A 23,755-nucleotide genomic window follows, 5' to 3' on the forward strand; every position below is an offset into this window, starting at 1 on the left:
CGCGGATGTTTCTACGTGTAGTAATAGGAAATAAGCATCATGATGATATTAGTTGGCGGTGAAAAGGGCGGTAGTGGTAAAAGTTGTCTAGCGCAAAATTTAGCCGTTTATTTTGCAAAACATAAAAACGCCATTGTTTTGATGGTAGATTGTGACCCTCAACGTACGACTTCGGATTGGATCCAAGCGAGAAATACTGATCCGTCATTACCCGCAATTAATTGTATTCAGTTATACGGTAAAATCCGGAATGACTTACTAAGTTTAAATCAACACTATGATTACGTGATTGTCGATTGTGGTGGTCAAGATAACTTAGCACTACGTGCAGCGATGTCGGTGGCCGATCATGTGATTATTCCACTTAGACCAAAGCGCCGCGATTTAAAAACAGTGCCACATATGGAAGATATGCTAAGTACTTGTAAAATGGTTAACCCAAAAATGCTGGCTTCTTTTGTTATTACTCAGTGTCCAGCGCTCCCAACGCAAGCCAATCGCATTATTGAAGCGAAAGAAGTGTGTTCATCATATGGTATAAACGTACTAGATGCGGTGACCTATAGTCGTAATATTTATGATGACAGTGAAGAATCTGGCGCTTCAGTGTTAGAAAATGAACCAAGCGGTAAAGCAGCAGCAGAAATGATTGCGATTGCTGAAGAGTTGCTTGCCATGAAACCGGATGACTCTCATGAGTTTAACTGATCTTAAAAAAGGTCAGGGTAAGGCGGTAAAGAAGAAAAAATTTACCGTCGATGAATTTATCTCTGATGCTGAAAACTATGCTAAAGGTACGCCTCAGCTGGTTAAACGTGGAGAGCAAGAAGCACCAAACGCGTTAAACCTAGATCAGGCCATTGCTTTTGCTGAGAAAAAAGTTGCTGAAAAAGAGCAATCTAAAGAAAGTAATCGTCCGTTTAGGCATGCAACATTTACCTTAAGTGAAGATGCGATAGCACAGCTTAATGAGCTTGCCCGTGAGTCTAATTTAGCAAAATCTCATATCATTAGAATCTTGATTGAGCACTTAGCTTCACAAGATCAAAAACAACAATTAGCAACCTTGCTTGGATCAAAAACGATCTAAAATTGTTGGTAAATCCCGCAGCTTGCTGTTGTTTTAAGCGAAATTGAAAGCTCAATTAATTATATATCAAATTGAATTATAAGAATTTTTAGCAAAGATTCGGTTAAAAACTGATTAGTACTAGTAATCAGTTTTTACTTTCACTATAATATGCCACCTTTTTCAGGATCCCAAGGCGACGGCCGCGGGGAAAGATAGCTCGAGCTGAAATTAATTTTGGAGTGACTCAAATGTCTAAAGTTTGCCAAGTAACTGGCAAAAAACCAGTTGTAGGGAACAATCGTTCTCATGCGAGAAACGCCACTCGTCGTCGTTTCTTACCTAACCTTCAATCTCACCGTTTTTGGGTTGAGAGTGAAAACCGTTTTGTTAAATTACGTCTTACTCCTAAGGGTATGCGTATTATCGACAAGAAAGGCATTGATGCAGTATTAACTGATATCCGTGCACGTGGCGAAAAAGTTTAAGGAATCATCATGCGTGATAAAATCCGTTTAGTTTCTTCTGCTGGCACAGGTCATTTTTATACTACTGACAAGAATAAAAAGACAATGCCAGAGAAAATGGAAATCAAAAAGTTCGATCCTAAAGTACGTAAGCACGTAATTTATAAAGAAGCTAAAATTAAGTAATTTTGCTTGTTCGAATAACGAAAACCCAGCACTTATCGCTGGGTTTTTTATTGCCTGAAAATTATGAACTCTTGTTTCATTGCTACTGTTAATTGTTAAGTTTCAGTATGATAGTAGCAATTAATATTTAATGAGTTGATTATGAGACTGTCTCGCGCTGCTTGGAATAATGTTATTATCTTTTCGGTAATGGGTTTCATATTATTGATTAACCTGACACAACCTAATAAAGATGAAGAAAGTGCTACTGCGAGTTATGGCTTACAGTCAGTTCTTGGTGAGCACGCAGTTATTTTAACCATGAATATTGATCAGCAACTGACCATAGAGCGGGTTGGTCAAGGTTGGCATGTATTGCCAGAACCGCAAATTAGTATGCAGCGTGTCGAACAAATGATGGCGGCATGGCAGCAATTACAAGGTCAGCAAGTAGACATTACCATTGATCGTCAGCAGCCTGGATTATTTATCAGCATGGTATTGGCTGGCAAGCAAGGTATTCAACTATTTAGTTTGTATCTCGTTGATCAACAACTGATTATTCATAATCATCAAACCAATCATTATTTCGCCTTAGTTGAAGCTATGTATAAGCAGTTAATTCCTTCGGGTTTATTAGTGGAGTAGTTATGCCAGAGTTACCTGAAGTTGAAGTCTGCAAATTGGGCATAAGCCCGCACGTAACTGATCAACAAATTAAGCAGATTATTGTTCGACAACGTCAATTACGTTGGCCAATCCCAGAAGCAATTGCTGAGGCAGAAGGCGAAACCGTGATATCAGTGTCTCGTCGTTCAAAATATCTGATGTTAAATCTGGCTTCAGGTAGCATCTTAATTCATTTGGGGATGTCGGGTACCATTCGAGTGATTGATGCGGGCTTAGCACCAGTTAAGCATGATCATGTTGATATTGTTTTTGACCATGGCAAGGCATTGAGGCTCAACGATCCAAGACGTTTTGGCGCGGTGTTATGGCTAGCAGATAATAAAGATGAGCAAGGTATTTTATCGCATTTAGGGCCTGAGCCGTTAACTGATGATTTTGGTCATGGTTACTTATTTAGCAAGGCGAGCAAGCGCTCCATGCCAGTAAAAAACTTTATCATGACCAATCAAGTGGTGGTTGGTGTAGGCAATATTTATGCGAATGAAGCATTATTTTTGGCGGGTATTTTGCCAACGACGCCTGCGAATAAAATATCAGAGCAGCAATATAATCAGCTGACCGATATTATCAAGCAAGTACTGGCGGCGGCGATTAAGCAAGGTGGAACTACGCTAAAAGACTTTACTCAGGCTGATGGTAAGCCGGGCTATTTTGCACAATCGCTAAATGTTTATGGTCGAGCTGGTCAGCCATGTGTTAATTGTCAAACCTTACTTGAAGAAGTCAGACAGTCTAACCGCAGCTCGGTTTATTGTCCGAGCTGCCAACAATAGCTTATTGTTACTAGTTGATGCTATTTCATGGTGGCTTCAAGGGCAGTTTTTACTACCGGATGAACGAATTCACTGACATCGCCTTTATGCAGAGCAACTTCTTTAACTAAGGTTGAAGAAATAAATGAATTTTCTTCAGCAGGCGTTAAAAATACGCTTTCTAACTCTGGGTATAAGCGGCGGTTCATATTGGCTAATTGAAATTCGTATTCGAAGTCGGACACCGCTCGTAAGCCACGTACTAGTACTTTGGCTTGATGTTCTTTGGCAAAATCGACTAGCAAGCCAGTAAAACCAACGACAGTGACGTTATCTAAATCTTTAGTCACTTCTTTAATCATTTGAACTCGAGTATCTAAGTCAAAGCATGGTTTTTTACTTGGGCTAAAGGCTACACCAACAATCACTTCACTAAATAATTTGCTGGCGCGATGAATTAAATCAGTATGACCATTAGTGACAGGATCGAAAGTACCGGGATAAATTGCTTTTACAGACATGATTAAGTTCTTAATTAAAATAGTGAATATATTTTAGTGGCGGCAGATATTAATTTCAAAGTTATTGCGTGGCTTTAAATTGATTGATTAGCTCGGTCATTTTATCGTTGATCAAATGAACTGCCTTTAACGGTCTGATCATCACTTTAAATTCGGTAATTAAGCCTTCATTGTTCCAAGTGATCATATCGATACCGTTAATGAAGATGCCATCAATTTCGGTAGTAAACTCTAAAACTACGCTATTGTTTGCCTGAAACTCCCTAACATATTGAAAGTGTTTGTTTAAAAAAGTGTGAAAAGCTGCGGTTAAATATAATTTAACCATTGCTTTGCCTTCAATTGGGCGGTGAACTACAGGAGAGTGTAATGCTGCATTTTCGGCAATTAGTTGACTAAGTTGGCTTGCATCGCGATTGGTGACCATTTTATGCCATTGTTCTAGCATGATTATTCCTTATCTCATTAATAATACTGACACGTGTCAAGATATGCGGTGTTTGAGTAAATAGCAATTCTTAATGCCTAGATATTGTATGATTGCTGTATTGTAGCTCTTGATGATCACAATAAGGGTAGGGCAAAGAGTCAGGAGTATTCACCGCGTGGCGCAATTCTTTCATTGATTCATCTGGCGCGTAACCAACAAATACAGGGCTAATAATAAGCCAAATCACTAAGCCTATCATTCGAAATATCATGGTTAGCCTATGCCATCGTGGGCTGCTATCAAGCAGAAATACTGGTGAGTATTTTAGTCGCTGCAATCAATATCTTGTTGCCACTAAGTATTAGTTAAGTTATCTGCTCTTGCAACAAGCGTTGATTTTCTATGTAGTTGTAAACATTTTGGCCGTCAGCCATGAAGTTTTTTGAGTAAATACTTTAAGTTAATTTCATTTTGATAGTATGATAGTCCGATAGGTAATAAAGGGGTATCAATTGATCATGAAAACGCGGGATAAAATTATTCAAGCGAGTATTGAATTATTTAATGAGCAAGGTGAGCGAAATGTCACAACTAACCATATTGCTGCTCACTTAGGCATTAGCCCTGGCAACCTTTATTACCACTTCCGCAATAAAGAAGACATTATTTTGTCAATTTATGAAGAGTATGCACGTAACTTGTTACTTGATACGTTTCCGACGGTAAAACCTGATGTGAAGCCATTAGATGCGATTATTCATTATATGGATGCAGTATTTCAGGCGATGTCTAAATTTCGTTTCTTTTATGCAAACTTACCAGTTTTGTTATCAAAAAATCCGATATTGCGCGAAAAATATGTTGAAGTACAACACCTTATCAGCACTCGCGTGAGCGATATGATGATTTCACTACGTGATGCCAAGATGATTAAATTCTCGGATGAAGAGTTGCCTGATATTGTTAGTGTGTTACGTATAGTCAATACGTTTTGGTTAAGCTTTTATCAAACTCAGGCCTTAGAAGCGGAAATTGATGCGTCAGTATTTTATGAAGGCGTGTTAAAAATCTTAGCGATTATTCGCCCATATACGACTGAAAGCGCGTTGCCGGAATTTATAAAAGCGCGAGATTTATACCTTGCTCGTCATAGTGAAGCACGTTTAGCCAGCTAGGTTAAACGACAAGGCTTTATTGGTTCGCGTTAAATTGCAGTGCTCTGGTAGCCATTAAGCAAATATTGCCATTGCGCTTGTTGCCAATTAAGTTGAGCGTTCTTATTTTTCTCTTTGACAAATGAGCGATGTAATCGCTCAATATTACTTTGTTTCCAACCCTCGCCTGATTTTATCGCGCCTTGATCAAAATCAATTAACCAAATTTTTTGATTGTTATCGATTAAAATATTGTGAATATTTAAATCGTGATGATAAACCTGATGTTGGTGAAACTTAGCAATAGTTTCACCAATTTTACCCCATAAAGTCTCGGACAGCGTCTGTTTAGTAAGCAAGGTCGATAAATCTTCCGCATGCTCAATGCGCGCAGAAATTAAATCGGCGCGATAATGCATCCCTGATTTTATGATTTGGCAGGCGATAGGTTTGGGGGCAGGAAGTTGTTGTTGGTTGAGGTAGGCCAACAATAAATATTCTTCAATGGCACGAGTATTTTTTAAACCGCTAAACCAATAGCTATCGTGAATAATTTTGCCAATTAAACCACCACGGTAATAATGCCTTAATACCCAATGCCGATTATTAAACTGAACAAAATAAGTGGTTCCCCGGCCCGTTGCTGTACCAGTAACTGCATTGCGTTGTTGCCAGAAGTCGGCACTAAACATATTGGGGTCAAAATCACTGGCGATTTCTGCATTAATTAACCACCAATGTTGAGGTGATTGTTTTAAGATTGCTTGACCAGAATTTACAATTGCGTCGAGGTTCAAGATAATAGGCCCAAATTAAATGCTAGCGACAGCTGCCTATTGTGGTGATAACTCTATGTCGGGTCAAATAATTGCACCTAAAAAACTTTGTATTTTACGTTTATCGGCAATCGGTGATGTGTGTCATGCGGTTGCAATGGTGCAGGCAATTCAACGACAATATCCGCAGTGTCAAATCACTTGGGTGGTTGGCAAAGTAGAAGCCATGCTGTTAGAAGGTTTGCCGAATGTTCGGTTTGTGGAGTTTGATAAACAAGCCGGTGTAAAAGGTTACTGGCAATTACGCCAAACCCTTCGCAAAGAAAAGTTCGATGTTTTGCTACATATGCAGGTAGCACTAAGAGCCAGCATCGCCAGTTTAATGATCAAGGCTAAAGTGAAAGTGGGCTTTGATCGGTTTAGGGCCAAAGAAGGGCAATGGCTTTTTACCAATCGACAAATTGCAGCGCAATCTAAACCACATGTACTTGATGGCTTTATGGGTTTTGCTCAAGCGATAGGTGTTAAAAATATTACTCCGCAATGGCAAATGCCGATTACCGATGATGATCAACTATGGGCGGCAGAGCAACTAAGTGGCAGTAAGCCGATTGCGATTATCTGTCCGGCAGCGAGTAAAGCCGAGCGTAATTGGAATGCCAAGGGTTATGGTGAGGTTGCTCATCAATTAGTTAAAAAAGGCTTTACTGTTGTGATTTGTGGCGGGCCAACGGCTTTGGAGAAAAAGCTTGCTACAATGATTCAGGCGAATTGTCCGGATATTTTGCTTAATTTAGTGGGTCAAACGTCACTAAAGCAATTGGCGGCATGCTTAAAGCTAGCTCACTTTGTTATTGCGCCTGATACGGGCCCTGCTCATATTGCGGTAACGGTAGGCACGCCAGTGGTGGGGTTATATGCTCATAGTAATCCAATGCGCACAGGTCCTTATTTGTATCAGCAATATGTCGTTAGTTGCTATCAGCACGTGATTCAAGCACAACATCATCAACCGTTAGCTAAATTGCCTTGGGGTATACGTGCTAAAGGCGAAGATTTAATGGATAACATCACCATTGAGCAAGTAATGAATAAAATTAAACAGCTGGTTGCCGATCTTTATCCAGAAGTCACGTTTTAACGGCGCCTTTCTAATGACTACTATTTAATGGTAACTAAAGATTTAATAAGTTTCTTAAGGCTTGAATAGCTTTTAGGCTACTTCCTTGATTTTGCTTAACAATATTATAAGCATTTGTCCCTAACGTCTGTGCTAGTTCGGGTGAATTGATGAGTTTAGTCACTCGGCTTGCCAGCGTGTTGCTTATTTCTACAATATCAGATGTCGGTAGTGTTAACATTGCATTGTGCTCACTAAGGAGCTGAGCAATTTCTTTAAAGTTAGCCATATCATCACCAACAATAATGGGCTTTTTATAAAGAGCGGGTTCAAGTGGATTGTGACCACCTATGGTTGAGAAGGTGCCGCCGATAGTGACGACCGTGGCAAAATGATAGGCCGCCATTAATTCCCCTAATGAGTCCATCAACCAAACCTGAGTATCAGAGGTCACACTTTGTTCGTTACTGCGCTTTTGGTAGCGAAAATTTTGTTGTTTTATTAAGTGTTCAACGGCATTAAAGCGCTCAGGGTGTCTAGGCACTATGATTAATAATGTTTCTGGTGTTGTGTTAAGTACTTGCTGAAAAGCGGTTAAAATCAGTTTTTCGTCGCCATCATGGCTACTCGCAAGTAACCAGCACGGCCTTGAAGTTGGCAAAAACTCTGCAAGTTGCTGTTGTTTAGCGACGACATCAGCACTGATACTTAGGTCATATTTTAAGTTCCCTGCAACCTGACATTTTGCTGTAGGTGCGCCAAGTGCAATTAATCGGTCAGCATTGGTTTGGCTTTGGGCTAATACCTGATCAAATGCTTTGAGGCATGGCGCTATTAATGCTGAAAGTCGTTGATAATTGCCGAAAGAACTATCGGATATTCGGCCATTAATTAATAGTTGCTTGATATTCTTATTATGGGCTTGAGCTGCTAGATTTGGCCATAATTCGGTTTCCATCACGACAATGGCTTTTGGCTTAAATTTATAAAGAAAGAAACTGGTACAAGGCCAAATATCGAGCGGTAAGTAACAATGCTGAACTTTTTTGCTAAATAATTTTTTGACTTGAGCAGAGCCAGTCGGGGTAAAGGTGGTTACTGTAATTGGCAACTGATGAAATTGACTTAAACAGTGTTCAATAAAAGGCTTTAATGCTAATACTTCGCCGACACTTGCGGCATGAATAATAATACCGCCAGTTTGTATACGCTGCGTAATGATACCTAACCGTTCATTTAAGCGTTGGCGATACGCTTTATTTTTAAACGATCTTATTAGGGCAGCTAACAATATAACGGGTAATAATAAAATTAGAACAATTCGATAAATAAATAACGCCAAAATATTCACACGGGCAATGTTAAAGACAAGGCATTATAACGAGCAACCTTAGTATCGAGCAAACTATGTATCAGCAAGCAAATAAAAGTAGGGAATAGGAGTTTCCCTAATGCTATGACTTTGTTATGTTGACAGCCATGTTGATGGAAAGAAGTGTTTATTGATGTTCATGCGTTTTACTTTATCAAGTCTGTTGGTTGTCGCTGTTAATTTAACTATTTTTGCTAGCATTACTCATGCACAAGAAGCGATTGCACTTTCAACTAAAAAAGCACCTGAACATGAAATCACGTTAACAACCGTTGATGAGTTTACCCTTACTGCTGATTATTTAGTGGGTAAAAAACATCAAGATGGCTTTTTATTTTTACATGATTGTCATTCAGACCGTTCTGAGTTTGCCACTATTGCTCAACAATTAAATGAACAGGGCTATCATGCACTGTTGCTAGACTTAAGAGGGTTTGGTCGTAGCGTATCTGATGAATTTTCACATCATACTATGAAGCGTCACACCAATGATATTATTGACTATCAAGCAAAACTTGGGCAGCTTTCAAGCTATTGGCAACAAGATGTAATATTAGCTTATGAATTTTTACGTAAGCATTTAGATGCTAGTAATCATATTTCCTTGATAGCGAGCAGTTGTTCAGTGCCTTTCGCTATAACCACGGCAGAGAGTTTCTATGTCGCCAATTTGGTATTGTTAACCCCAGAATTAGACCGCACCTATACCGAGCGATATAAAAATTTAAATGATATCGCCACGTATTTTATTAGCTCATACCATCACACCCCTAGCTTTGAAACCACCAAAGAGTTATTTATCTGGAATGGCCATAGCCGAAGTAAACTACAATTGTTTAAAGGCAATAATACTGGCCTAAGTCTACTAAAAGGTAATCGCACACTAACATCCGACATTGCCATGTGGTTAAAAGACCAAACCAAATAACGCGTTAACACATGTTTGGTGTAGGTATATGCAAATAAAAGTTTTCACTTGGCGCTACTAAATTTAACTGATCGGACTGTACCTCTAATAATAAACGGGTAAAATAGCCGCCAAATTAACAGCTTGCTTGCAAAAATGCAGCGCTAAGCTAATGCTTAACAAACCGCCATTAGCGAAATGCTAATGAACATCGCAACCTTTACAATACCGAGGCAATACATGTCATCGACTTTTTACGCACATATTCAAGAGCAAATTAACCAAGTTAAGGCGGAAGGCTTATATAAAGCGGAACGCGTTATTACTACTGCTCAGCAAGCTGAAATTGCTGTCGCATCAGGCGAAGAAGTTATTAACTTTTGTGCCAACAACTATTTAGGCTTAGCAAATCATCCTGCACTAATCGCAGCGGCAAAAGCAGGTTTAGATGACCATGGTTTTGGTATGGCGTCGGTACGTTTTATCTGCGGTACGCAAGATATCCATAAAACATTAGAGCAGAAGCTAAGTGAATTTTTAGGCATGGAAGATACCATTTTGTACTCTTCTTGTTTTGATGCCAACGCTGGTTTATTTGAAACCTTATTAGGACCAGAAGATGCGATTATTTCTGATGCATTAAATCACGCATCAATTATTGATGGTGTTCGTCTTTGTAAAGCTAAACGTTTCCGTTATGCCAACAATGATATGGCGGAATTGGAAGCGCGTTTAATTGAAGCCAATGAAGCTGGCGCTCGCTTTAAGCTAATTGCCACTGACGGTGTGTTCTCGATGGATGGTGTGATTGCCAACCTAAAAGCTGTGTGTGATTTAGCAGACAAATATGATGCGTTAGTGATGGTGGATGACTCTCATGCCGTAGGTTTTGTTGGTGATAAAGGTCGCGGTAGTCATGAATTTTGCGATGTAATGGGGCGTGTTGATATCATCACAGGTACCCTAGGTAAAGCTATGGGTGGCGCTTCTGGTGGTTATACTTCTGGCAAAAAAGAAGTGATTGAGTGGTTGCGTCAGCGTTCTCGCCCATACTTATTCTCGAACTCTTTAGCGCCAGCGATTGTTTCAGCATCAATTAAAGCATTAGAGCTATTAGCTGAAGGCGACGAGCTACGCGCAACATTACGTGACAATCAAAGCTATTTTAGAAGTAAAATGGAAGCCGCTGGCTTTACTTGTGCAGGCGCCGATCACGCGATTGTTCCCGTTATGTTAGGGGATGCTAAATTAGCTAGCGATATGGCGAATCAATTGCTAGCAGAAGGCATATATGTCATTGGCTTTTCATTCCCAGTTGTGCCGAAAGGCCAGGCGCGTATTCGTACACAAATTTCAGCGGCACATACCAAAGCGCAATTAGATAAAGCAATCGATGCGTTTACTCGCATTGGTAAATCATTAGGCGTTATTTAGGAGTTGATGATGAAATCGTTAGCAAAATTACATGCCAAAGAAGGTATTTGGATGACTGATTCTCCGAAGCCGGAGCTTGGTCACAATGATTTACTAATCAAAATTAAAAAAACTGCGATTTGCGGTACCGATATTCACATCTACAACTGGGATGAATGGTCACAAAAAACTATTCCTGTGCCTATGATTGTTGGCCACGAATACGCGGGTGAAGTTGTTGGTATTGGTCAAGAAGTTAAGGGCTTTAGCATAGGTGATCGCGTATCTGGCGAAGGTCATATTACTTGTGGTCATTGTCGCAATTGCCGTGGTGGCCGCACCCATTTGTGTCGAAATACCATAGGTGTTGGTGTGAATCGTAGTGGTTGTTTTGCCGAATATTTAGTGATCCCAGCATTTAATGCCTTTAAATTACCGGACGAAATTTCGGATGAAATGGCGGCGATTTTTGACCCATTTGGTAATGCTGTGCACACCGCATTATCATTTGATTTAGTTGGTGAAGATGTATTAATTACCGGCGCTGGCCCGATAGGTATTATGGCGGCTGCGGTTGCTAAACACGTGGGCGCACGTCATGTCGTGATCACTGACGTTAATGAATATCGTTTAGAGCTTGCCAGAAAAATGGGCGCTACTCGCGCCGTTAACGTTTCGAAAGAAAAGTTGACTGATGTTATGACCGAGCTTGGCATGACAGAAGGTTTTGATGTCGGCTTGGAAATGTCAGGCGTGCCAATGGCGTTCCAAGATATGCTAAAAAACATGAACAACGGTGGCAAAATTGCGATGTTGGGTATTCCTGGTCAAGACATGGCAATTGATTGGAGCCAAGTGATTTTCAAAGGCTTAACCATCAAAGGCATTTATGGCCGAGAAATGTTTGAAACTTGGTATAAAATGGCGAGTTTAATTCAATCTGGCTTAGATTTATCGCCAATTTTAACTCACCAGTTTAAAGTGGATGATTTCCAGCAAGGGTTTGATATTATGCGTTCAGGTCAGTCGGGCAAAGTGATTTTAGATTGGACCTAATCTGGAATAACCTGAACATAACCCGCTGTGGAAATTAGTTAAGGCAGGCGTAAGCTTGCCTTTTTTGTGTGTCGGGTATTTCCCCGTATAATGTTGATATTTGTTTAATAGGTTTAGCGATGTCAGAGCAAAATAGTTTTACCCATTTATCTGCTGCCCAGTTAGTTGATCAAATTAATACTGATCATTTTGTGGTGGTAGATATTCGTGATGCGAACAGTTTTAGTCAAGGGCGTATTCCTGGTGCCGTGCACTTGACCAACGATAATATTCAGGATTTTGTGCGAGAAGCCGATTTTGATAAGCCGACGGTAGTTTGTTGTTATCATGGCGTTTCAAGTCAGCCAGCGGCGGAATATTTAGTCAGCTTAGATTTTAGCGATGTGTATTCGCTTGATGGTGGCTTTGTCGGTTGGCAGACCTTATATCCCGATCATATTGAGCGCTAATGAACGAATTGCATCTTGAGCCTCTGGTTAAAGTTGATCAACGCAGCATTGCTGAGCTTTTTGTTCAATACCTCAAATCATTGACAATTAATGCCGATGTCTTGCAAGACACGTCAGGCATTTGGATCAGAGTCGAGCAAAGCAAACTGCATCAGGCGGCTGAGCTTTTTAACGAGTTCGCCTTGCAACCGTATCACCCTAAATATCAGCAAGCTGCTTGGCAAAACGCTGAAGTATCGCAAGCCCTGCCAACATCTGCTTTTGGTGATTTATTTAGTCAGTTTTTTAAGCAAGCTGGCGCTTTTACCTTAATTGTTTTTGCTATTTGCTGGCTGGTTTACCTTGGCGCTCAATTTGGTTTTGCAAGGGCGCTATATTTGCCCTTAGCTTTTTTCCAGCAGCTTTCAGTAGAGCAACTGTTAACTGAACCTTGGCGCTTAATTGGCCCAGCCTTTCTTCATTTTTCATTACTGCATATAGCGTTCAATACCATGTGGTGGTGGCAACTTGGCAGTGCTATTGAAAAGTTGTTTGGCCGCGCGGTGATAATTAATTTATTTCTGTTGTCGGCAATTGTTTCGAATTTGGGGCAGTTTTTGGTCAGTGGCCCCAACTTTGGAGGTTTGTCAGGCGTTGTATATGCCGTTGTTGGTTTTGCTTGGTGGAGTGGTTGGCTAATGCCTGAAAAAGGCTTGCAACTGTCTAAACCTATTGTGGGCTTTTTATTGATATGGTTGGCATTAGGTTATGTTGATGTTTTACCAATTAATATGGCAAATACCGCGCATTTAATGGGGCTAGTGGTGGGCTGCTTAATGGCGTTGGTTATCGCAAAACGCGTTAAATAACTCAGTGGCTTAATAAATGATTGGTTAAAGAACTCAGTGGTTAGTTATCTAACCACTGAGTAAACATTAATTTTTTAACCAATTGTTGACCGGTTTCTTGCTTTAATAACGCTTGAACCTGCTCTTCACATTCCCGCTGAATTTCATGGCGACCGTTAATTGATTTAATTTTTTCTTCTGGCTGCTGGCCAATAATATTAATAATGGCATCGCGCAATAGCGGTGCATGATGCTCCACCACTTCTAAATTATTGCTACCGTCAATCATTAATTCGACAGTTAAACGAACGTAGCCCAGTTTCTTTTTTACAGCGACGTAGTTAGTAATGATATCTGGCTGGAAGCCAAAATATACATAATCGTAGGCTTTTACCGAAAGTGTACTGAACAGCAGAACAATTAATAATGACAGCTTTTTCATAACAAATAACTACAAGCAAAATTAAAATTAGGGACGATGTAACTTATTGTAACGGCATGACAAAAAATAGGGTAGTTATCTGTGGATATTTGTTGTGAATAGGTAGCAATTTTTACGCTAAAGCTAGTGAAATCAAGGCTCAGCCTGTTATTATGACGCCAGCATCATTTGATTTATGTTTATATGTTAGATTTTAGTCGTTTTTTTCCAGTTACCTTATCTGCTCAATGGCAAGACAATACTGATATTTCCATGCCGTCAGTTTTGCATTCATGGTTATACGATGCAGGCTCGCTTACTGCCCGGTTAAAAAGCCATTTTACTAATTTTCGTGTTGAAGTCATTGGTCAAGTTGAACAAGCTTGTTTACCGCAAGATGCTTGTCAGCATATTAAGGTTGGTGAGCCAGTAATTGTTCGCGAAGTATTACTGTTTTGTGATGATAAGCCACAAGTATTTGCTCGTAGCATTATGCCATTAGCGACACTGACGGGTGACGAGGCCAAACTCGCAGGTTTAGGCAATATGCCTTTAGGGCAAGCAATTTTTAATAGTCCTTATTTAACTCGAGGTGAGTTTTCAGTGGCACAGTTTGATGCTGATTCCACTGTAGCTTCTTTAGCGAGCGATTTAGGATGTGTTGCTAGTCAATCACTTTGGGGGCGCCGCTCTATTTTCTTTTTACATGATAAGCCATTAGCCGTTGCTGAAATCTTTTTACCCGATGCCTTAGCTTACAGTCAATCGGAGGTAACAGCGTGAGTAGTGTCGCCTTAAATTGGCAAGCGATTAAGCAAATTACTCGCATGGATAAACCAATAGGTACTTATTTGTTGCTATGGCCAACCTATTGGGCATTGTGGATTGCCGCCGATGGTTTTCCTTCGTTTATATTGCTATGTATTTTTACTTTGGGTGTATTTGTTATGCGCAGTGCCGGTTGTGTGATTAATGATTTTGCAGATCGCCATGTTGACGGCAAAGTAAAGCGTACAGAGCAGCGGCCACTCGTTTCGGGTCAAATGACCAGTGAACAGGCGATTATGCTGTTTGGCTTTTTAATAGGTATTGCGCTGGCGCTGGTAATGAATTTGTCTTGGCTAACGATTCAGTATTCAGTCATTGCACTATTGCTTGCCGCTAGCTACCCATTTATGAAGCGTTATACCCATTGGCCGCAAGTAGTGTTAGGGGCTGCGTTTAGCTGGGGCATGATTATGGCGTTTGCTGAACTTCGCGGCGGAGTGGGCTATATAGCTTGGTCATTATTTTTAGCAAACCTGCTGTGGACTGTCGCCTATGACACTATGTACGCTATGGTTGATCGTGATGATGATTTAGCTATTGGTGTTAAATCAACCGCGATTTTATTCGGCCAGTTTGATACCCGCATTATTGGTTTATTACAACTGAGCGTGCTAGCTATTTTATTTACTGTCGGAGAGCTTTTAGCCTTTGGCTGGCCTTATTATTTAACTTTAGTTATTGGCGCTGGTTTATTCAGCTATCAGCAAATGTTAATTAAAGATCGCAATCGTGAGCGCTGTTTTCAGGCATTTTTAAATAATCACTACTTTGGTTTAGTGGTGTTTATTGGTATTTTGATTGAATACTGGGGATATTAAAAAAGCAGCATAAGTTAGCTGCTTTTTATTGATGGTTAACGCTAATTAATGCTAATTAACGAGCAATACTCTGTAATACCTGAATATCGACTAAATTAGTGATCACTTCTTTTAGTTCATTTAATTTCGGCGTATCAATCAAGTATTTTTCTTCATTATTTTGGGTGTAACCCAAGTCTTTTAACACATTAATTAATGATGACTGTGCTTTCTTATCAATAAACTCAGGAGCATTGATATTGTTAAGCTTTGATAAGCGCTTAGCGATAGTAATTACCTGATCTTCTAGCGCACTTTTGCTAACTGGGGTTAAGCGTGACACTAAGGTGGTAATAATGGCTAGACGCTGCAATGTTTCATCAACCACTTCTGCCATAACGCGAATTTTAGCTTTAGCATCAGTGCTATCATTGAGTGACCAAAAACCGGCTTTGCTTTCTTTGGCAATATTAAGTTCAGCCAAGGTTTCAAGTAATTGAGTAACTTGTGCTGATACATCTTCCGGCTGCTGCCATAAGAACAACTCTTGGCGTACTAGTGCGAAAATCATTTGTACTTGGTCAATGATACTATCGGCATTAACTTTGGCGTTACGCTCTAAAATACGGCACACCAAAGATGGAATAATATAGGCGTGCAGTATGTTATTGCGGTAATAACGCATTTCCAGTGCTGCCATTTCGTCTAGCGATAAGATTGTGCCCAGGTTGTCTTGCTCAATAGTGACTTTATTCAACGCTTTAACATGGTCAATTAGGCCGTTAACATCTTCATTGGGTAAAGTAACGGCCGCGCTATATGGCGCTTTCGTTTGTAACGCAATAAAAAATGCCAGTTGATCTTTAAGTGCGGCTTCAGTTAGTGCTTTGTTTTCTGTCCCTAATAAAATAAGCGCAGTAAGTGATACCGCATTAATGGCAACACTGCGGTTGACGGCCGTCATTACCTCATCTGCTAACGCATTAACCGTAGGTGTTAACCAGCTAGGCTTTTGCGGGTCAATTGGGTCAATGGCATCTTTCCATTGGCTAACATGCGTATTTAAATATTGATTGATGTTTATCGGCTCGCCAAAGTTAACATAACCCTTACCGTAGTTACGTAAGCTTTTAACGGCTTTTAATACACCGAATATCGATTCTTTTTGTTTTTTCGAACCGCTGAGCTCTTTATGGTATGAACCCACTTCCATTACATGTTCATAGCCAATATAAACAGGTACTAAGGTTAATGGTCGATCGATGCCACGCAATAAGCTTTGAATTGTCATTGCTAACATGCCAGTTTTAGGCGGCAATAAGCGACCAGTGCGACTGCGGCCGCCTTCCGTGTAATATTTTACCGAGTAGCCACGTTCAAACAGTAAGCCTAGGTACTCGCGAAAAATCGTAGAGTACATACGATTACCGCCAAAACTACGACGAATAAAGAACGCGCCGGCCTTTCTAAAAATAGGACCAGCTGGCCAGAAGTTTAAGTTAATTCCAGCAGCGATACGCGGTGTTACTAGACCTTCATGATAAATCACATAGGTTAATAACAAATAATCCATATGACTGCGATGACAAGGCACATAAATGATTTCATGACCATCTTGGGCGATTTCTCGTAACTTATTGGCATTGTGTACTTCTATGCCTTTATATAATCGGTTCCAAAGCCAGCTTAAAATGCGCTCGCCGACACGAATCATTGATTCACGATAATCGCCAGCAATTTCGTTCATCATGGCTAAGGCTTGTTTTTTTGCTTGTGCTTCTGTGATTTTTTTAGACTTTACTTCATCAGCCAGCATGCGTTTTACCGACGGGTTAGCAAATAACGCGGTAAACATTTGCTGACGATGCATTAATCTTGGGCCTGTAGCAGCGATGGTTTGACGATGGAAATGAAAGCGAGCAACTCGTAATAGCTTGTGAGCTGTGGTTTTATCTGCGCCATGATCATCAGCCATTATCCGCAATGATAACGCTTCACTAAACCTCACCAGCGTGTGTCTACCTAAAAACAAGACAATGAAGAATTTTCTAAGCGGTGTTGGCGATTCTTGATCGGCAAGCAGCGTACCGACATTGGCATTATTTTTCTCTATGGCGGGTTTTCTGCCCCAAACTAAGTTAGCAGGAATGAGCTTAGCATCTAGATTTGGGTCTTTAGCGTGCAATCGTAATAATTTAATACCTTGGCTAAGTGCCTCGGTTTTGTTGTGCTTGCGTCCGAAAAATAGTGAAGTTGGTTTTTCTAAGCATAATGTCCGATTAAACGTTTCACCGTTTAAAGTTATCTTGCCTAGCGGATCAGGCAAGTTCATTATTTTACAGGCTTTTTGCAACGACAATAGATCGCTGGCTGATTGGTGACGCACAATATAGAAAATTGGCTGGTGGGCATTAGTTGCGTCAATTTCTGGCAAACTGTCGGGGACAATTTTGCACCTTACCAGTAGCTTGATTGGAAGAGATAATAAGCGGTAGAAAATAGAACGTAGCACTAACATAGGTATTCGTAACGATTTAATAGGAATGGTATTTTAACACCATTCCTCACTATTGTCGCAACGACAAACTAACCGTGTTGCATTAGTTGTCAGTATTCTTATCACTAGTGACTGAGGCTTCAGCAAATTGACGATTTTTCTGTTTGAGCAATTTATCTACATAGCGTGCCATTTTCACTTTTTGCTTAATTGATGTTTCTAGAATTTCCTCAATTTCCCTTAGCACTTCTTTAATATTTTCCACGTTTTCAGTTGAATTCACCACCGCTTGGTCACTACTTGGTGTTGTTTGCGGTAAGTTGCCATTTAGTGAACCAGTAAGTTCTACACCCATTTCCTCAGCTACGGTGTTGATGGCATCAATATCAATACTTTCCAGTTCTTCTAGAAAGCCAAACAGTAAAATACGGTCAACAAAGATATTAATTTTACGCGGTACGCCTAGGGTTTTTTCATGAATAAGCTCAAATGCTTTTTCGGAAAAAAGTGGCTCTTTGTCGTATCCTGCTTGTGCAATGCGGTGGTTGATATAATTTTTAACTTCCTCGACGCTTAGCGGCTGTAAGTGCGCAGACGCGATAATTCGTTGCCTAAATTGCTCCATATTTGGCGCTTGAATGATGCCTTTTAGCTCTTCCTGACCGAGTAAAAAGCTTTGAATTAATGGTTTGTTATCTAATTGAAAGTTAGACAACATTCGCAATTCTTCAACGGTTTCTGAAGGCAGGTTTTGTGCCTCATCAACTAGTAACAATGCACGCTTGCCTTGCTCATGGAGCGACACTAAAAAGCTTTCAATAGCTTTTAGCATTTCAGCTTTGCTATTGCCCTGATAAGGAATTTTAAATTCGGCTAATACTAACTCTAATAATTCTTCCGGATTCAGCTTAGTTGTCACTAACTGTGCGGCAACAATATCGGCATCCGAAATACTGTTTAGCATATTGCGGGCGATAGTCGTTTTGCCGGTACCGATAGGGCCAGTGATCACAATAAAGCCTTCTTTTTGATCAAGGCCATATTGTAGATATGATAATGCTCGTTGATGGTGTTTGGTGGCAAAGAAAAATCGAGGATCTGGGCTTAATTGAAACGGTCGCTCAGTAAAACCATAGTAACTTTCATACATGATTAAAAATCTTTTTTAACTGATAAGGTCGCGCGAGTTTCGTCGTAACTTCTGCCATCTCTATTCGAATCTCTAACTAAATGCCTCAGGTTGAAATCTAGTGACAGCGTTTCACCTAATTGGCGCGAATAGCCCAAATTATAACTGCGATAATAATCGTTACGTTGATCGCCAATATCATCTTGTAAGGTGAAATATTCATTCCGGGTAAATTGCCAAGAAATATTAATATCACTGCGCTGATTTACCCGTCGCTTAGCAGACAGGTTGATCGAGTTAAACTCTTGGGTGTCGCCAGTATTAAGATCTTCGCGCTGATTACCTGAAATAGTCATCGATAAAGTGGTACGCGGTAAGGCTAAACTTGTATTCCATGACAAGGTTTTAAACAATGAAAATTGATCATCTTCTATTGGTCTTACACCAAGCAATGCTAATTCTGTGTATTGATCAGGGTCTGAGACATTATCCAAACTTGCTAAACAGTTTTCAGCGACAAGTGGCTGATCAATCGGGCAAAATAAGGTATCTATGATAAACGTTTCGAAAAAGTCGCGCTGGAATGCTTGAACTGTTTCGTTGTAACTAATTGAATTAGTTAATCGCTTATTACGGTGTGAGATATTAAGCCCATATGAATCTCCGTAGAAACGCTGATTATAGCTGGCGAATATTGAGGTTCTAGTGGTTGGTTGCCAGTTAAAGCTTGCAGCAGCATAGTCATCACCACGCTCATCATCTTCTACTTGGTTGTATGATAGGTCGATATTCATTTGGCTTACGGGTTCCCAACGTAAACCAATACCTAATGATGCTCCTTGGCTAAGCGTTTGATTTCCGGTAAGCCCTTTATAATCCTCATCAAAATAGCGAATAAATGGATTAAATTTCCAACCGGTAATTAAACCTAATTTAGCTTCTATTTGATAACTTTCGGCATTTCTACCTTGATTTTTTCTATCGCTATAGCTGCCAGAAGTGTCCCAAAAAATCACACGATGGCCACTGCCATTACTAAAGGTTAGTGAGCCACCTGAACCATAGCTTTCGCCAATGCCATCTTCTGCACGTCGGTCGTCATATTGGCCCGAAATTGAGAGGTTGAAATCAGAGTTGGTTACTTGATAACTAAGCCCTGCACCATAATTGGTCGTGCGTACGGTATCACCTGAAATTAAGTCGGAATAACTATTTTCCCCTAGACTTCGAGGAACATTGGCGACTCCACCTGTTAAGGTTAGCGCTGGCCCCTTACGCCAAGGCGTGATTTTTAAATCAGCATCAAGAGATTCGTAGCCTTTGTCTAAGCTACTATCATGGCTATAAAATAAGTGGGAGTAGGCAGCATCAAAATTTCCTTCGATTATCGTCGTATCGAAAGAGCTATTAATACCAACATTACCTTGAGTAACAAAACTATCCTCAGGGTCAATATTAACTAGGCCAACATTATTTGAAAAAATTTCTTCAATACTAATGTAAGGCGCAATATTACTGTCAGCAGCTAATGAAAAATTGCTTACGAGAAGGCCGAGTACGGAAAGATAACCAAGCTTATCTTTTCCGACCATAGCCATATCCATAATAGCCATATACTTCCTTGCTGGATTTTATTGTTTTATTAAGTACGAAGCCGACGGCTAACTCTTCGTCAAGTTGTGCTGTCGCTCGTTTGATGTCATCTACTTTGGTTTTAGACTCTTCTACAACAAGTACCGCTTGCCCCACTAAACTCGCTAATACCGGCGTTTCAGTAACGCCAAGCAGTGGCGGGCAGTCAAGAATAACAATACGATCAGGGTAACGGGCAGAAAGTTCTTCGGCAAGTTTTACCATGCGATCACTGGCTAATAGCTCATTAGTCAAATGATGGGCTTTACCTGCGGGAATAATTTTCAGGTTAGTCAGATTCGTTGGATACATAATATCGGCAACATCAGTCGTGTCGCCACACAGAAAATCAAGTAACCCAGTATTATTTTCAAACTCTAGCTCACGGTGAAGACTAGGGCGTAATACGTCGGCATCAATTAGTAGTACGGTTTTATCTTGTTCTAAGGCAATGCTCAATGCCAGATTAATCGAGACAAAGGTTTTACCTTCGTTTGGATTAGAACTACTAACCATAATAAGGTTACTACGACGCAAAGTTTTTGAAGCCGGGCCGAAAGCATTGTTAATCAACTTACGCTTGATATGACGAAACTCTTCTTGCTGATGATGAGCATCGCCACCACTGTGCAAAAAGCCGCGTTCGGTTAATTTTTCATTATCAATATATATTTCTAGTTTTCCATCCGGTTGAGCACTATCGTTTTCGATAGCAACCGTAGGCTGTGAAGCTGCTTGTTCCTTAATTTCTGGTTGAGAAACTTTTGGCTCAACTTGCGTAGCGGCTTGCTTTTCTTTTTGTTTGGCCAGTGCTTTTTCAATAGTACTCATTAACTAAAAATTCCTTTTATTGGCGCTTGAATGGCGTTAGGAAAAGCGAAATAGCTAAGTAGCGCAATTAAAATCATTAATAAAATTAAATTCGATATCATGAATAAAATAGTTTTCTTTTTATGCCATTGATGTAAGCCAAGATTTTCATTCGCTGACACTGTACCAAATACAGGAATACCAGTGGCTCGCGTTAACTGTTGTCCTGAGGTCACCACTGGTGTGATTTGGCTCATTAGAAGAGATAAGCCTATACCAGCACCTACACCGACAATAGTCACACCTAAGAAGAATAATAAGCGAGGCGGCCCAGAAGGCTGTGTAGCTGCTCTAGGCGGATCAATCACACGGAATTGAATCTTGTCTGTGGTTTCGTCAGCCTGTTGTGCTAATTGTGCCGTTTCTTTACGCGACAATAATTCTTCATATTTAGCTTTGGTAATATTGTAGCCACGATTCAACGCCGTTAATTCTGCTTCAATTTCCGGCAGTGAGTGAATACGACTTTCGATTTCTTGTACTCGAGACCTAAAGTTGTTCACGCGAACGGTTAGTGATGCAACTTCATTTTCATATTGGTTTGCTTGAATTTTTAATTCTTGGTAAACCGGATTTTTGTCGATACTCGAAATGGCGCTACCACTTTCTTCAGCACTAGACTGAATAGAGGCATAATATTCTTCAATTTCTTTTTTACGTAACTCTGTCAACTCATCCAATCGGCGTTGCATTTCACGCACATCAGGATGGTTTTCAGTGTAGCGAAGCAACAGCGAATCCATATTTTGTTCAAGTTGTTCAATTCGGCTGTCATAAGTGGTGGTGACACTGCTGTTACTTTGTACTCGGCTTGAAAACAAGCCAAAGACCGGCTCTTCACCGGCAAGTTGAGCTTTTGCTGAAGCTAATCGAGTTTTGGCTTCTTCTAATTGTAATTCTGCGCGCTCTAATTGTTCTTTTTCTTGATTAAGCGCTGCATAAAAGCCGCCACTATTGCCGAGCATTTTTCCGCCATACTTTTGTTTAAAGTCGGTTAAGCGGCTTTCCGCGGCAATTAAACGATTTTCATATTCTCTAATTTGGGCATTTAAAAACTTTTGTGCTTCATCGGAGTCACTGCGCGTTTCACCTAGCGTATTTTCAATAAATACAGTCAAGGCCGCTTGAACGATATTTTTAGCCACTTCTGCTTCTTTATTTTCAATTGACAAAGTATAGATATTTTCTCGACCAGCACTTGTTATGGTGAGCTCTTTTTTCAAGCTATCTAAAATCGCCTCATATTGCTCGTTAGTGGTCGCTTGAACATCAAGATCGGTCATGCGAGAAATACGCTCAAGATTTGGACGGCTAAGTAGTGTTCTAACCATCAGACGTATTTGGGTATCAGGGTTGGTTTCAACAGTTAACCCTCGCAATAACGGGCGTAACAGTGATTGAGTATCAACATATACCCGTGCTGATGACTCATAAACATTAGGCATTTGCGCTACTGCATACCAACCAATTGGACAGACAATCCACGTCGCTATAATAATATAACGACGTTTAATCCAAATCCCTTTTAGATAGTCAACTATCTGTTCAAGTAATTCTTGCATTCCCGACCTCTTTACTTACAGGTAATTGCGTTTATTGTTAAAACCATGTTTCAGGAACGATAATAATATCGCCGGGCAACATGTCGACATTTGCTGCTATTTTTCCATCTTTTAGCAAATCATCAATAGCAAGTGCGTACTGTTTTTGTTCACCATTTTCGATACGTACTAGCACAGCATCATTACCGTCAGCAAACTCGGTCAACCCACCTACTTGGATCATTACATCAAGTAATGTCATATTCTTTTTGTAGTTGATTGCCTGTGGCTGTGTAGCTTCACCAATGACCCGAATTTGTTCACTAAACGGACCAACAAACCCACCAACAGTCACTGTAACAATCGGATCACGCAAATAAGTACCTAACACCTGCTCGATTTCTCGTGCTAATTCAGTAGGAGTTTTTCCCGAAACAGGAATATCTTCCACTAAAGAAGTGGTGATCATACCATCAGGGCGAACCACAAAGGTGCCTGAAACTTCTGGGTTGCGCCAAACGAAAATATTAACAGAATCGCCTGCACCAATTAGGTAGCGATATGAGTTAATATCAGTTGTTTTAGAAGGGTGGAGGGTTGCCTGTGGCAAAGACGCAGATGAACAAGCCATTAACAGATGACCTAAGGCTAGAACTATTAGTGCTTTCATTGCGTGGATAAATCGTTTTTCCATGGTTAATACCTTTTTGTACCCGGTGTTTTAATTTTATCGCCAATCGATTGTATTGTATTTTTTTCAATGTTGCACATTTTTTAATATTACCAACACAGTATTTAAATTGTGTAAATGTCCTGTTAACTCTGTTAAAGTTTTAGCCGTGCTGAAATTAATATGTTTATCAGCGGTACCA

Annotated in this window: 27 protein-coding genes; 15 read left to right on the forward strand and 12 right to left on the reverse strand. The window is 40.2% G+C overall.

The features are described 5' to 3' along the window. The first annotated feature begins 39 nt into the window (after positions 1-39). From ACOB82_RS08270 to mutM, 6 genes are all read left to right on the forward strand, one after another. Positions 40-708 carry an AAA family ATPase gene (locus ACOB82_RS08270; RefSeq protein ID WP_448212504.1) on the forward strand — a complete coding sequence of 223 codons (669 nt, stop codon included), beginning with the start codon at positions 40-42 and terminating at the stop codon, positions 706-708. After that, positions 695-1,090, forward strand: coding sequence for a ribbon-helix-helix protein, CopG family (locus tag ACOB82_RS08275; protein ID WP_448212505.1), 396 nt, complete (start codon positions 695-697; stop codon positions 1,088-1,090). The genes ACOB82_RS08270 and ACOB82_RS08275 overlap by 14 nt, the downstream gene beginning before the upstream one ends. A 230-nt stretch (positions 1,091-1,320) precedes the next feature. Then, positions 1,321-1,557 carry a 50S ribosomal protein L28 gene (gene rpmB, locus ACOB82_RS08280; RefSeq protein ID WP_159822134.1) on the forward strand — a complete coding sequence of 79 codons (237 nt, stop codon included), beginning with the start codon at positions 1,321-1,323 and terminating at the stop codon, positions 1,555-1,557. Between the two features lie 9 nt (positions 1,558-1,566). Continuing rightward, positions 1,567-1,722, forward strand: a complete 156-nt coding sequence (gene rpmG, locus ACOB82_RS08285; RefSeq protein ID WP_136735743.1) for a 50S ribosomal protein L33 — start codon at positions 1,567-1,569, stop codon at positions 1,720-1,722. Positions 1,723-1,863: 141 nt separating this feature from the next. Further along, positions 1,864-2,349, forward strand: a complete 486-nt coding sequence (locus tag ACOB82_RS08290; RefSeq protein ID WP_448212506.1) for a hypothetical protein — start codon at positions 1,864-1,866, stop codon at positions 2,347-2,349. A gap of 2 nt (positions 2,350-2,351) precedes the next feature. Next, entirely contained in the window at positions 2,352-3,164 is an 813-nt protein-coding gene (gene mutM / locus ACOB82_RS08295; RefSeq protein ID WP_448212507.1) for a bifunctional DNA-formamidopyrimidine glycosylase/DNA-(apurinic or apyrimidinic site) lyase, read from the forward strand. 20 nt (positions 3,165-3,184) lie between these two features. Here the strand turns inward: mutM and coaD are convergent, their stop codons facing one another. The 3 genes from coaD to ACOB82_RS08310 all read right to left on the reverse strand — a co-directional run bounded on the left by coaD (position 3,185) and on the right by ACOB82_RS08310 (position 4,365). After that, the gene (gene coaD, locus ACOB82_RS08300) at positions 3,185-3,664 is read right to left on the reverse strand and encodes a pantetheine-phosphate adenylyltransferase (protein WP_448212508.1); all 480 of its coding nucleotides are present in this window, start codon (positions 3,662-3,664) and stop codon (positions 3,185-3,187) included. A 61-nt stretch (positions 3,665-3,725) separates the two neighbouring features. After that, positions 3,726-4,112, reverse strand: a complete 387-nt coding sequence (locus ACOB82_RS08305) for a nuclear transport factor 2 family protein (RefSeq protein ID WP_448212509.1) — start codon at positions 4,110-4,112, stop codon at positions 3,726-3,728. Between the two features lie 70 nt (positions 4,113-4,182). Then, positions 4,183-4,365 (reverse strand): hypothetical protein, encoded by a 183-nt coding sequence (locus ACOB82_RS08310; RefSeq protein ID WP_448212510.1) that lies wholly within the window; start codon positions 4,363-4,365, stop codon positions 4,183-4,185. A 247-nt stretch (positions 4,366-4,612) separates the two neighbouring features. On the opposite strand from ACOB82_RS08310, the gene ACOB82_RS08315 reads away from it, so the two are divergent. Continuing rightward, positions 4,613-5,269: a TetR/AcrR family transcriptional regulator gene (locus tag ACOB82_RS08315; RefSeq protein ID WP_448212511.1), complete on the forward strand. Its 657-nt coding sequence runs from the start codon at positions 4,613-4,615 to the stop codon at positions 5,267-5,269. 29 nt (positions 5,270-5,298) lie between these two features. On the opposite strand, the gene ACOB82_RS08320 is transcribed toward ACOB82_RS08315, so the two are convergent. Continuing rightward, entirely contained in the window at positions 5,299-6,045 is a 747-nt protein-coding gene (locus ACOB82_RS08320) for a 3-deoxy-D-manno-octulosonic acid kinase (RefSeq protein WP_448212512.1), read from the reverse strand. Positions 6,046-6,100: 55 nt separating this feature from the next. Between ACOB82_RS08320 and ACOB82_RS08325 the strand changes: the two genes are divergently transcribed. Next, positions 6,101-7,165 (forward strand): glycosyltransferase family 9 protein, encoded by a 1,065-nt coding sequence (locus tag ACOB82_RS08325; protein WP_448212513.1) that lies wholly within the window; start codon positions 6,101-6,103, stop codon positions 7,163-7,165. Positions 7,166-7,199: 34 nt separating this feature from the next. Here the strand turns inward: ACOB82_RS08325 and waaA are convergent, their stop codons facing one another. Next, complete coding sequence (gene waaA, locus ACOB82_RS08330; protein ID WP_448212514.1) at positions 7,200-8,495, reverse strand: lipid IV(A) 3-deoxy-D-manno-octulosonic acid transferase; 1,296 nt, start codon at positions 8,493-8,495, stop codon at positions 7,200-7,202. A 160-nt stretch (positions 8,496-8,655) separates the two neighbouring features. Here waaA and ACOB82_RS08335 point away from each other — a divergent pair, with 160 nt between their 5' ends. The 5 genes from ACOB82_RS08335 (at position 8,656) to glpG (ending at position 13,189) form a co-directional block, all read left to right on the forward strand. After that, positions 8,656-9,444, forward strand: a complete 789-nt coding sequence (locus ACOB82_RS08335; protein WP_448212515.1) for a serine aminopeptidase domain-containing protein — start codon at positions 8,656-8,658, stop codon at positions 9,442-9,444. A gap of 219 nt (positions 9,445-9,663) precedes the next feature. Continuing rightward, positions 9,664-10,857 carry a glycine C-acetyltransferase gene (locus tag ACOB82_RS08340; RefSeq protein WP_448212516.1) on the forward strand — a complete coding sequence of 398 codons (1,194 nt, stop codon included), beginning with the start codon at positions 9,664-9,666 and terminating at the stop codon, positions 10,855-10,857. Between the two features lie 9 nt (positions 10,858-10,866). Further along, positions 10,867-11,892 carry an L-threonine 3-dehydrogenase gene (gene tdh / locus ACOB82_RS08345; RefSeq protein WP_448212517.1) on the forward strand — a complete coding sequence of 342 codons (1,026 nt, stop codon included), beginning with the start codon at positions 10,867-10,869 and terminating at the stop codon, positions 11,890-11,892. Between the two features lie 119 nt (positions 11,893-12,011). Then, positions 12,012-12,341 (forward strand): thiosulfate sulfurtransferase GlpE, encoded by a 330-nt coding sequence (glpE, locus tag ACOB82_RS08350; RefSeq protein WP_448212518.1) that lies wholly within the window; start codon positions 12,012-12,014, stop codon positions 12,339-12,341. Further along, on the forward strand, positions 12,341-13,189 hold the full coding sequence (gene glpG / locus ACOB82_RS08355; RefSeq protein WP_448212519.1) for a rhomboid family intramembrane serine protease GlpG: 849 nt from the start codon (positions 12,341-12,343) through the stop codon (positions 13,187-13,189). Before glpE ends, glpG begins: the two co-directional genes overlap by 1 nt. A gap of 40 nt (positions 13,190-13,229) precedes the next feature. Here glpG and ACOB82_RS08360 read toward each other — a convergent pair whose 3' ends face one another. Beyond that, entirely contained in the window at positions 13,230-13,610 is a 381-nt protein-coding gene (locus tag ACOB82_RS08360; protein ID WP_448212520.1) for a flagellar basal body-associated protein FliL, read from the reverse strand. A 183-nt stretch (positions 13,611-13,793) separates the two neighbouring features. Here ACOB82_RS08360 and ACOB82_RS08365 point away from each other — a divergent pair, with 183 nt between their 5' ends. Next, positions 13,794-14,372, forward strand: coding sequence for a chorismate--pyruvate lyase family protein (locus ACOB82_RS08365; protein WP_448212521.1), 579 nt, complete (start codon positions 13,794-13,796; stop codon positions 14,370-14,372). Next, positions 14,369-15,235 carry a 4-hydroxybenzoate octaprenyltransferase gene (ubiA, locus tag ACOB82_RS08370; RefSeq protein ID WP_448212522.1) on the forward strand — a complete coding sequence of 289 codons (867 nt, stop codon included), beginning with the start codon at positions 14,369-14,371 and terminating at the stop codon, positions 15,233-15,235. Before ACOB82_RS08365 ends, ubiA begins: the two co-directional genes overlap by 4 nt. A 55-nt stretch (positions 15,236-15,290) precedes the next feature. Here ubiA and plsB read toward each other — a convergent pair whose 3' ends face one another. From plsB to ACOB82_RS08400, 6 genes are all read right to left on the reverse strand, one after another. Further along, positions 15,291-17,732 carry a glycerol-3-phosphate 1-O-acyltransferase PlsB gene (gene plsB / locus ACOB82_RS08375; RefSeq protein WP_448212523.1) on the reverse strand — a complete coding sequence of 814 codons (2,442 nt, stop codon included), beginning with the start codon at positions 17,730-17,732 and terminating at the stop codon, positions 15,291-15,293. An 82-nt stretch (positions 17,733-17,814) separates the two neighbouring features. Then, positions 17,815-18,861 carry an XrtA/PEP-CTERM system-associated ATPase gene (locus ACOB82_RS08380; protein WP_448212524.1) on the reverse strand — a complete coding sequence of 349 codons (1,047 nt, stop codon included), beginning with the start codon at positions 18,859-18,861 and terminating at the stop codon, positions 17,815-17,817. A 2-nt stretch (positions 18,862-18,863) separates the two neighbouring features. Continuing rightward, on the reverse strand, positions 18,864-20,453 hold the full coding sequence (locus tag ACOB82_RS08385; protein ID WP_448212525.1) for a TIGR03016 family PEP-CTERM system-associated outer membrane protein: 1,590 nt from the start codon (positions 20,451-20,453) through the stop codon (positions 18,864-18,866). Continuing rightward, on the reverse strand, positions 20,416-21,303 hold the full coding sequence (locus ACOB82_RS08390; RefSeq protein ID WP_448212526.1) for an XrtA-associated tyrosine autokinase: 888 nt from the start codon (positions 21,301-21,303) through the stop codon (positions 20,416-20,418). Before ACOB82_RS08390 ends, ACOB82_RS08385 begins: the two co-directional genes overlap by 38 nt. Continuing rightward, complete coding sequence (locus tag ACOB82_RS08395) at positions 21,303-22,904, reverse strand: XrtA system polysaccharide chain length determinant (RefSeq protein ID WP_448212527.1); 1,602 nt, start codon at positions 22,902-22,904, stop codon at positions 21,303-21,305. The genes ACOB82_RS08390 and ACOB82_RS08395 overlap by 1 nt, the downstream gene beginning before the upstream one ends. A 37-nt stretch (positions 22,905-22,941) precedes the next feature. Next, the gene (locus ACOB82_RS08400) at positions 22,942-23,577 is read right to left on the reverse strand and encodes an XrtA/PEP-CTERM system exopolysaccharide export protein (protein ID WP_448212528.1); all 636 of its coding nucleotides are present in this window, start codon (positions 23,575-23,577) and stop codon (positions 22,942-22,944) included. Positions 23,578-23,755 lie beyond the last annotated feature (178 nt).

The organism is Colwellia sp. MEBiC06753 (assembly GCF_053470325.1).

Bases quoted from the DNA above. Each gene is read 5' to 3' on its own strand.
- ACOB82_RS08270 (WP_448212504.1), top strand. From the start codon at position 40: ATGATGATATTAGTTGGCGGTGAAAAGGGCGGTAGTGGTAAAAGTTGT.
- ACOB82_RS08275 (WP_448212505.1), top strand. From the start codon at position 695: ATGAGTTTAACTGATCTTAAAAAAGGTCAGGGTAAGGCGGTAAAGAAG.
- rpmB (WP_159822134.1), top strand. From the start codon at position 1,321: ATGTCTAAAGTTTGCCAAGTAACTGGCAAAAAACCAGTTGTAGGGAAC.
- rpmG (WP_136735743.1), top strand. From the start codon at position 1,567: ATGCGTGATAAAATCCGTTTAGTTTCTTCTGCTGGCACAGGTCATTTT.
- ACOB82_RS08290 (WP_448212506.1), top strand. From the start codon at position 1,864: ATGAGACTGTCTCGCGCTGCTTGGAATAATGTTATTATCTTTTCGGTA.
- mutM (WP_448212507.1), top strand. From the start codon at position 2,352: ATGCCAGAGTTACCTGAAGTTGAAGTCTGCAAATTGGGCATAAGCCCG.
- coaD (WP_448212508.1), bottom strand. From the start codon at position 3,664: ATGTCTGTAAAAGCAATTTATCCCGGTACTTTCGATCCTGTCACTAAT.
- ACOB82_RS08305 (WP_448212509.1), bottom strand. From the start codon at position 4,112: ATGCTAGAACAATGGCATAAAATGGTCACCAATCGCGATGCAAGCCAA.
- ACOB82_RS08310 (WP_448212510.1), bottom strand. From the start codon at position 4,365: ATGATATTTCGAATGATAGGCTTAGTGATTTGGCTTATTATTAGCCCT.
- ACOB82_RS08315 (WP_448212511.1), top strand. From the start codon at position 4,613: ATGAAAACGCGGGATAAAATTATTCAAGCGAGTATTGAATTATTTAAT.
- ACOB82_RS08325 (WP_448212513.1), top strand. From the start codon at position 6,101: ATGTCGGGTCAAATAATTGCACCTAAAAAACTTTGTATTTTACGTTTA.
- ACOB82_RS08335 (WP_448212515.1), top strand. From the start codon at position 8,656: ATGCGTTTTACTTTATCAAGTCTGTTGGTTGTCGCTGTTAATTTAACT.
- ACOB82_RS08340 (WP_448212516.1), top strand. From the start codon at position 9,664: ATGTCATCGACTTTTTACGCACATATTCAAGAGCAAATTAACCAAGTT.
- tdh (WP_448212517.1), top strand. From the start codon at position 10,867: ATGAAATCGTTAGCAAAATTACATGCCAAAGAAGGTATTTGGATGACT.
- glpE (WP_448212518.1), top strand. From the start codon at position 12,012: ATGTCAGAGCAAAATAGTTTTACCCATTTATCTGCTGCCCAGTTAGTT.
- glpG (WP_448212519.1), top strand. From the start codon at position 12,341: ATGAACGAATTGCATCTTGAGCCTCTGGTTAAAGTTGATCAACGCAGC.
- ACOB82_RS08360 (WP_448212520.1), bottom strand. From the start codon at position 13,610: ATGAAAAAGCTGTCATTATTAATTGTTCTGCTGTTCAGTACACTTTCG.
- ACOB82_RS08365 (WP_448212521.1), top strand. From the start codon at position 13,794: ATGTTAGATTTTAGTCGTTTTTTTCCAGTTACCTTATCTGCTCAATGG.
- plsB (WP_448212523.1), bottom strand. From the start codon at position 17,732: ATGTTAGTGCTACGTTCTATTTTCTACCGCTTATTATCTCTTCCAATC.
- ACOB82_RS08380 (WP_448212524.1), bottom strand. From the start codon at position 18,861: ATGTATGAAAGTTACTATGGTTTTACTGAGCGACCGTTTCAATTAAGC.
- ACOB82_RS08385 (WP_448212525.1), bottom strand. From the start codon at position 20,453: ATGGCTATTATGGATATGGCTATGGTCGGAAAAGATAAGCTTGGTTAT.
- ACOB82_RS08390 (WP_448212526.1), bottom strand. From the start codon at position 21,303: ATGAGTACTATTGAAAAAGCACTGGCCAAACAAAAAGAAAAGCAAGCC.
- ACOB82_RS08395 (WP_448212527.1), bottom strand. From the start codon at position 22,904: ATGCAAGAATTACTTGAACAGATAGTTGACTATCTAAAAGGGATTTGG.
- ACOB82_RS08400 (WP_448212528.1), bottom strand. From the start codon at position 23,577: ATGGAAAAACGATTTATCCACGCAATGAAAGCACTAATAGTTCTAGCC.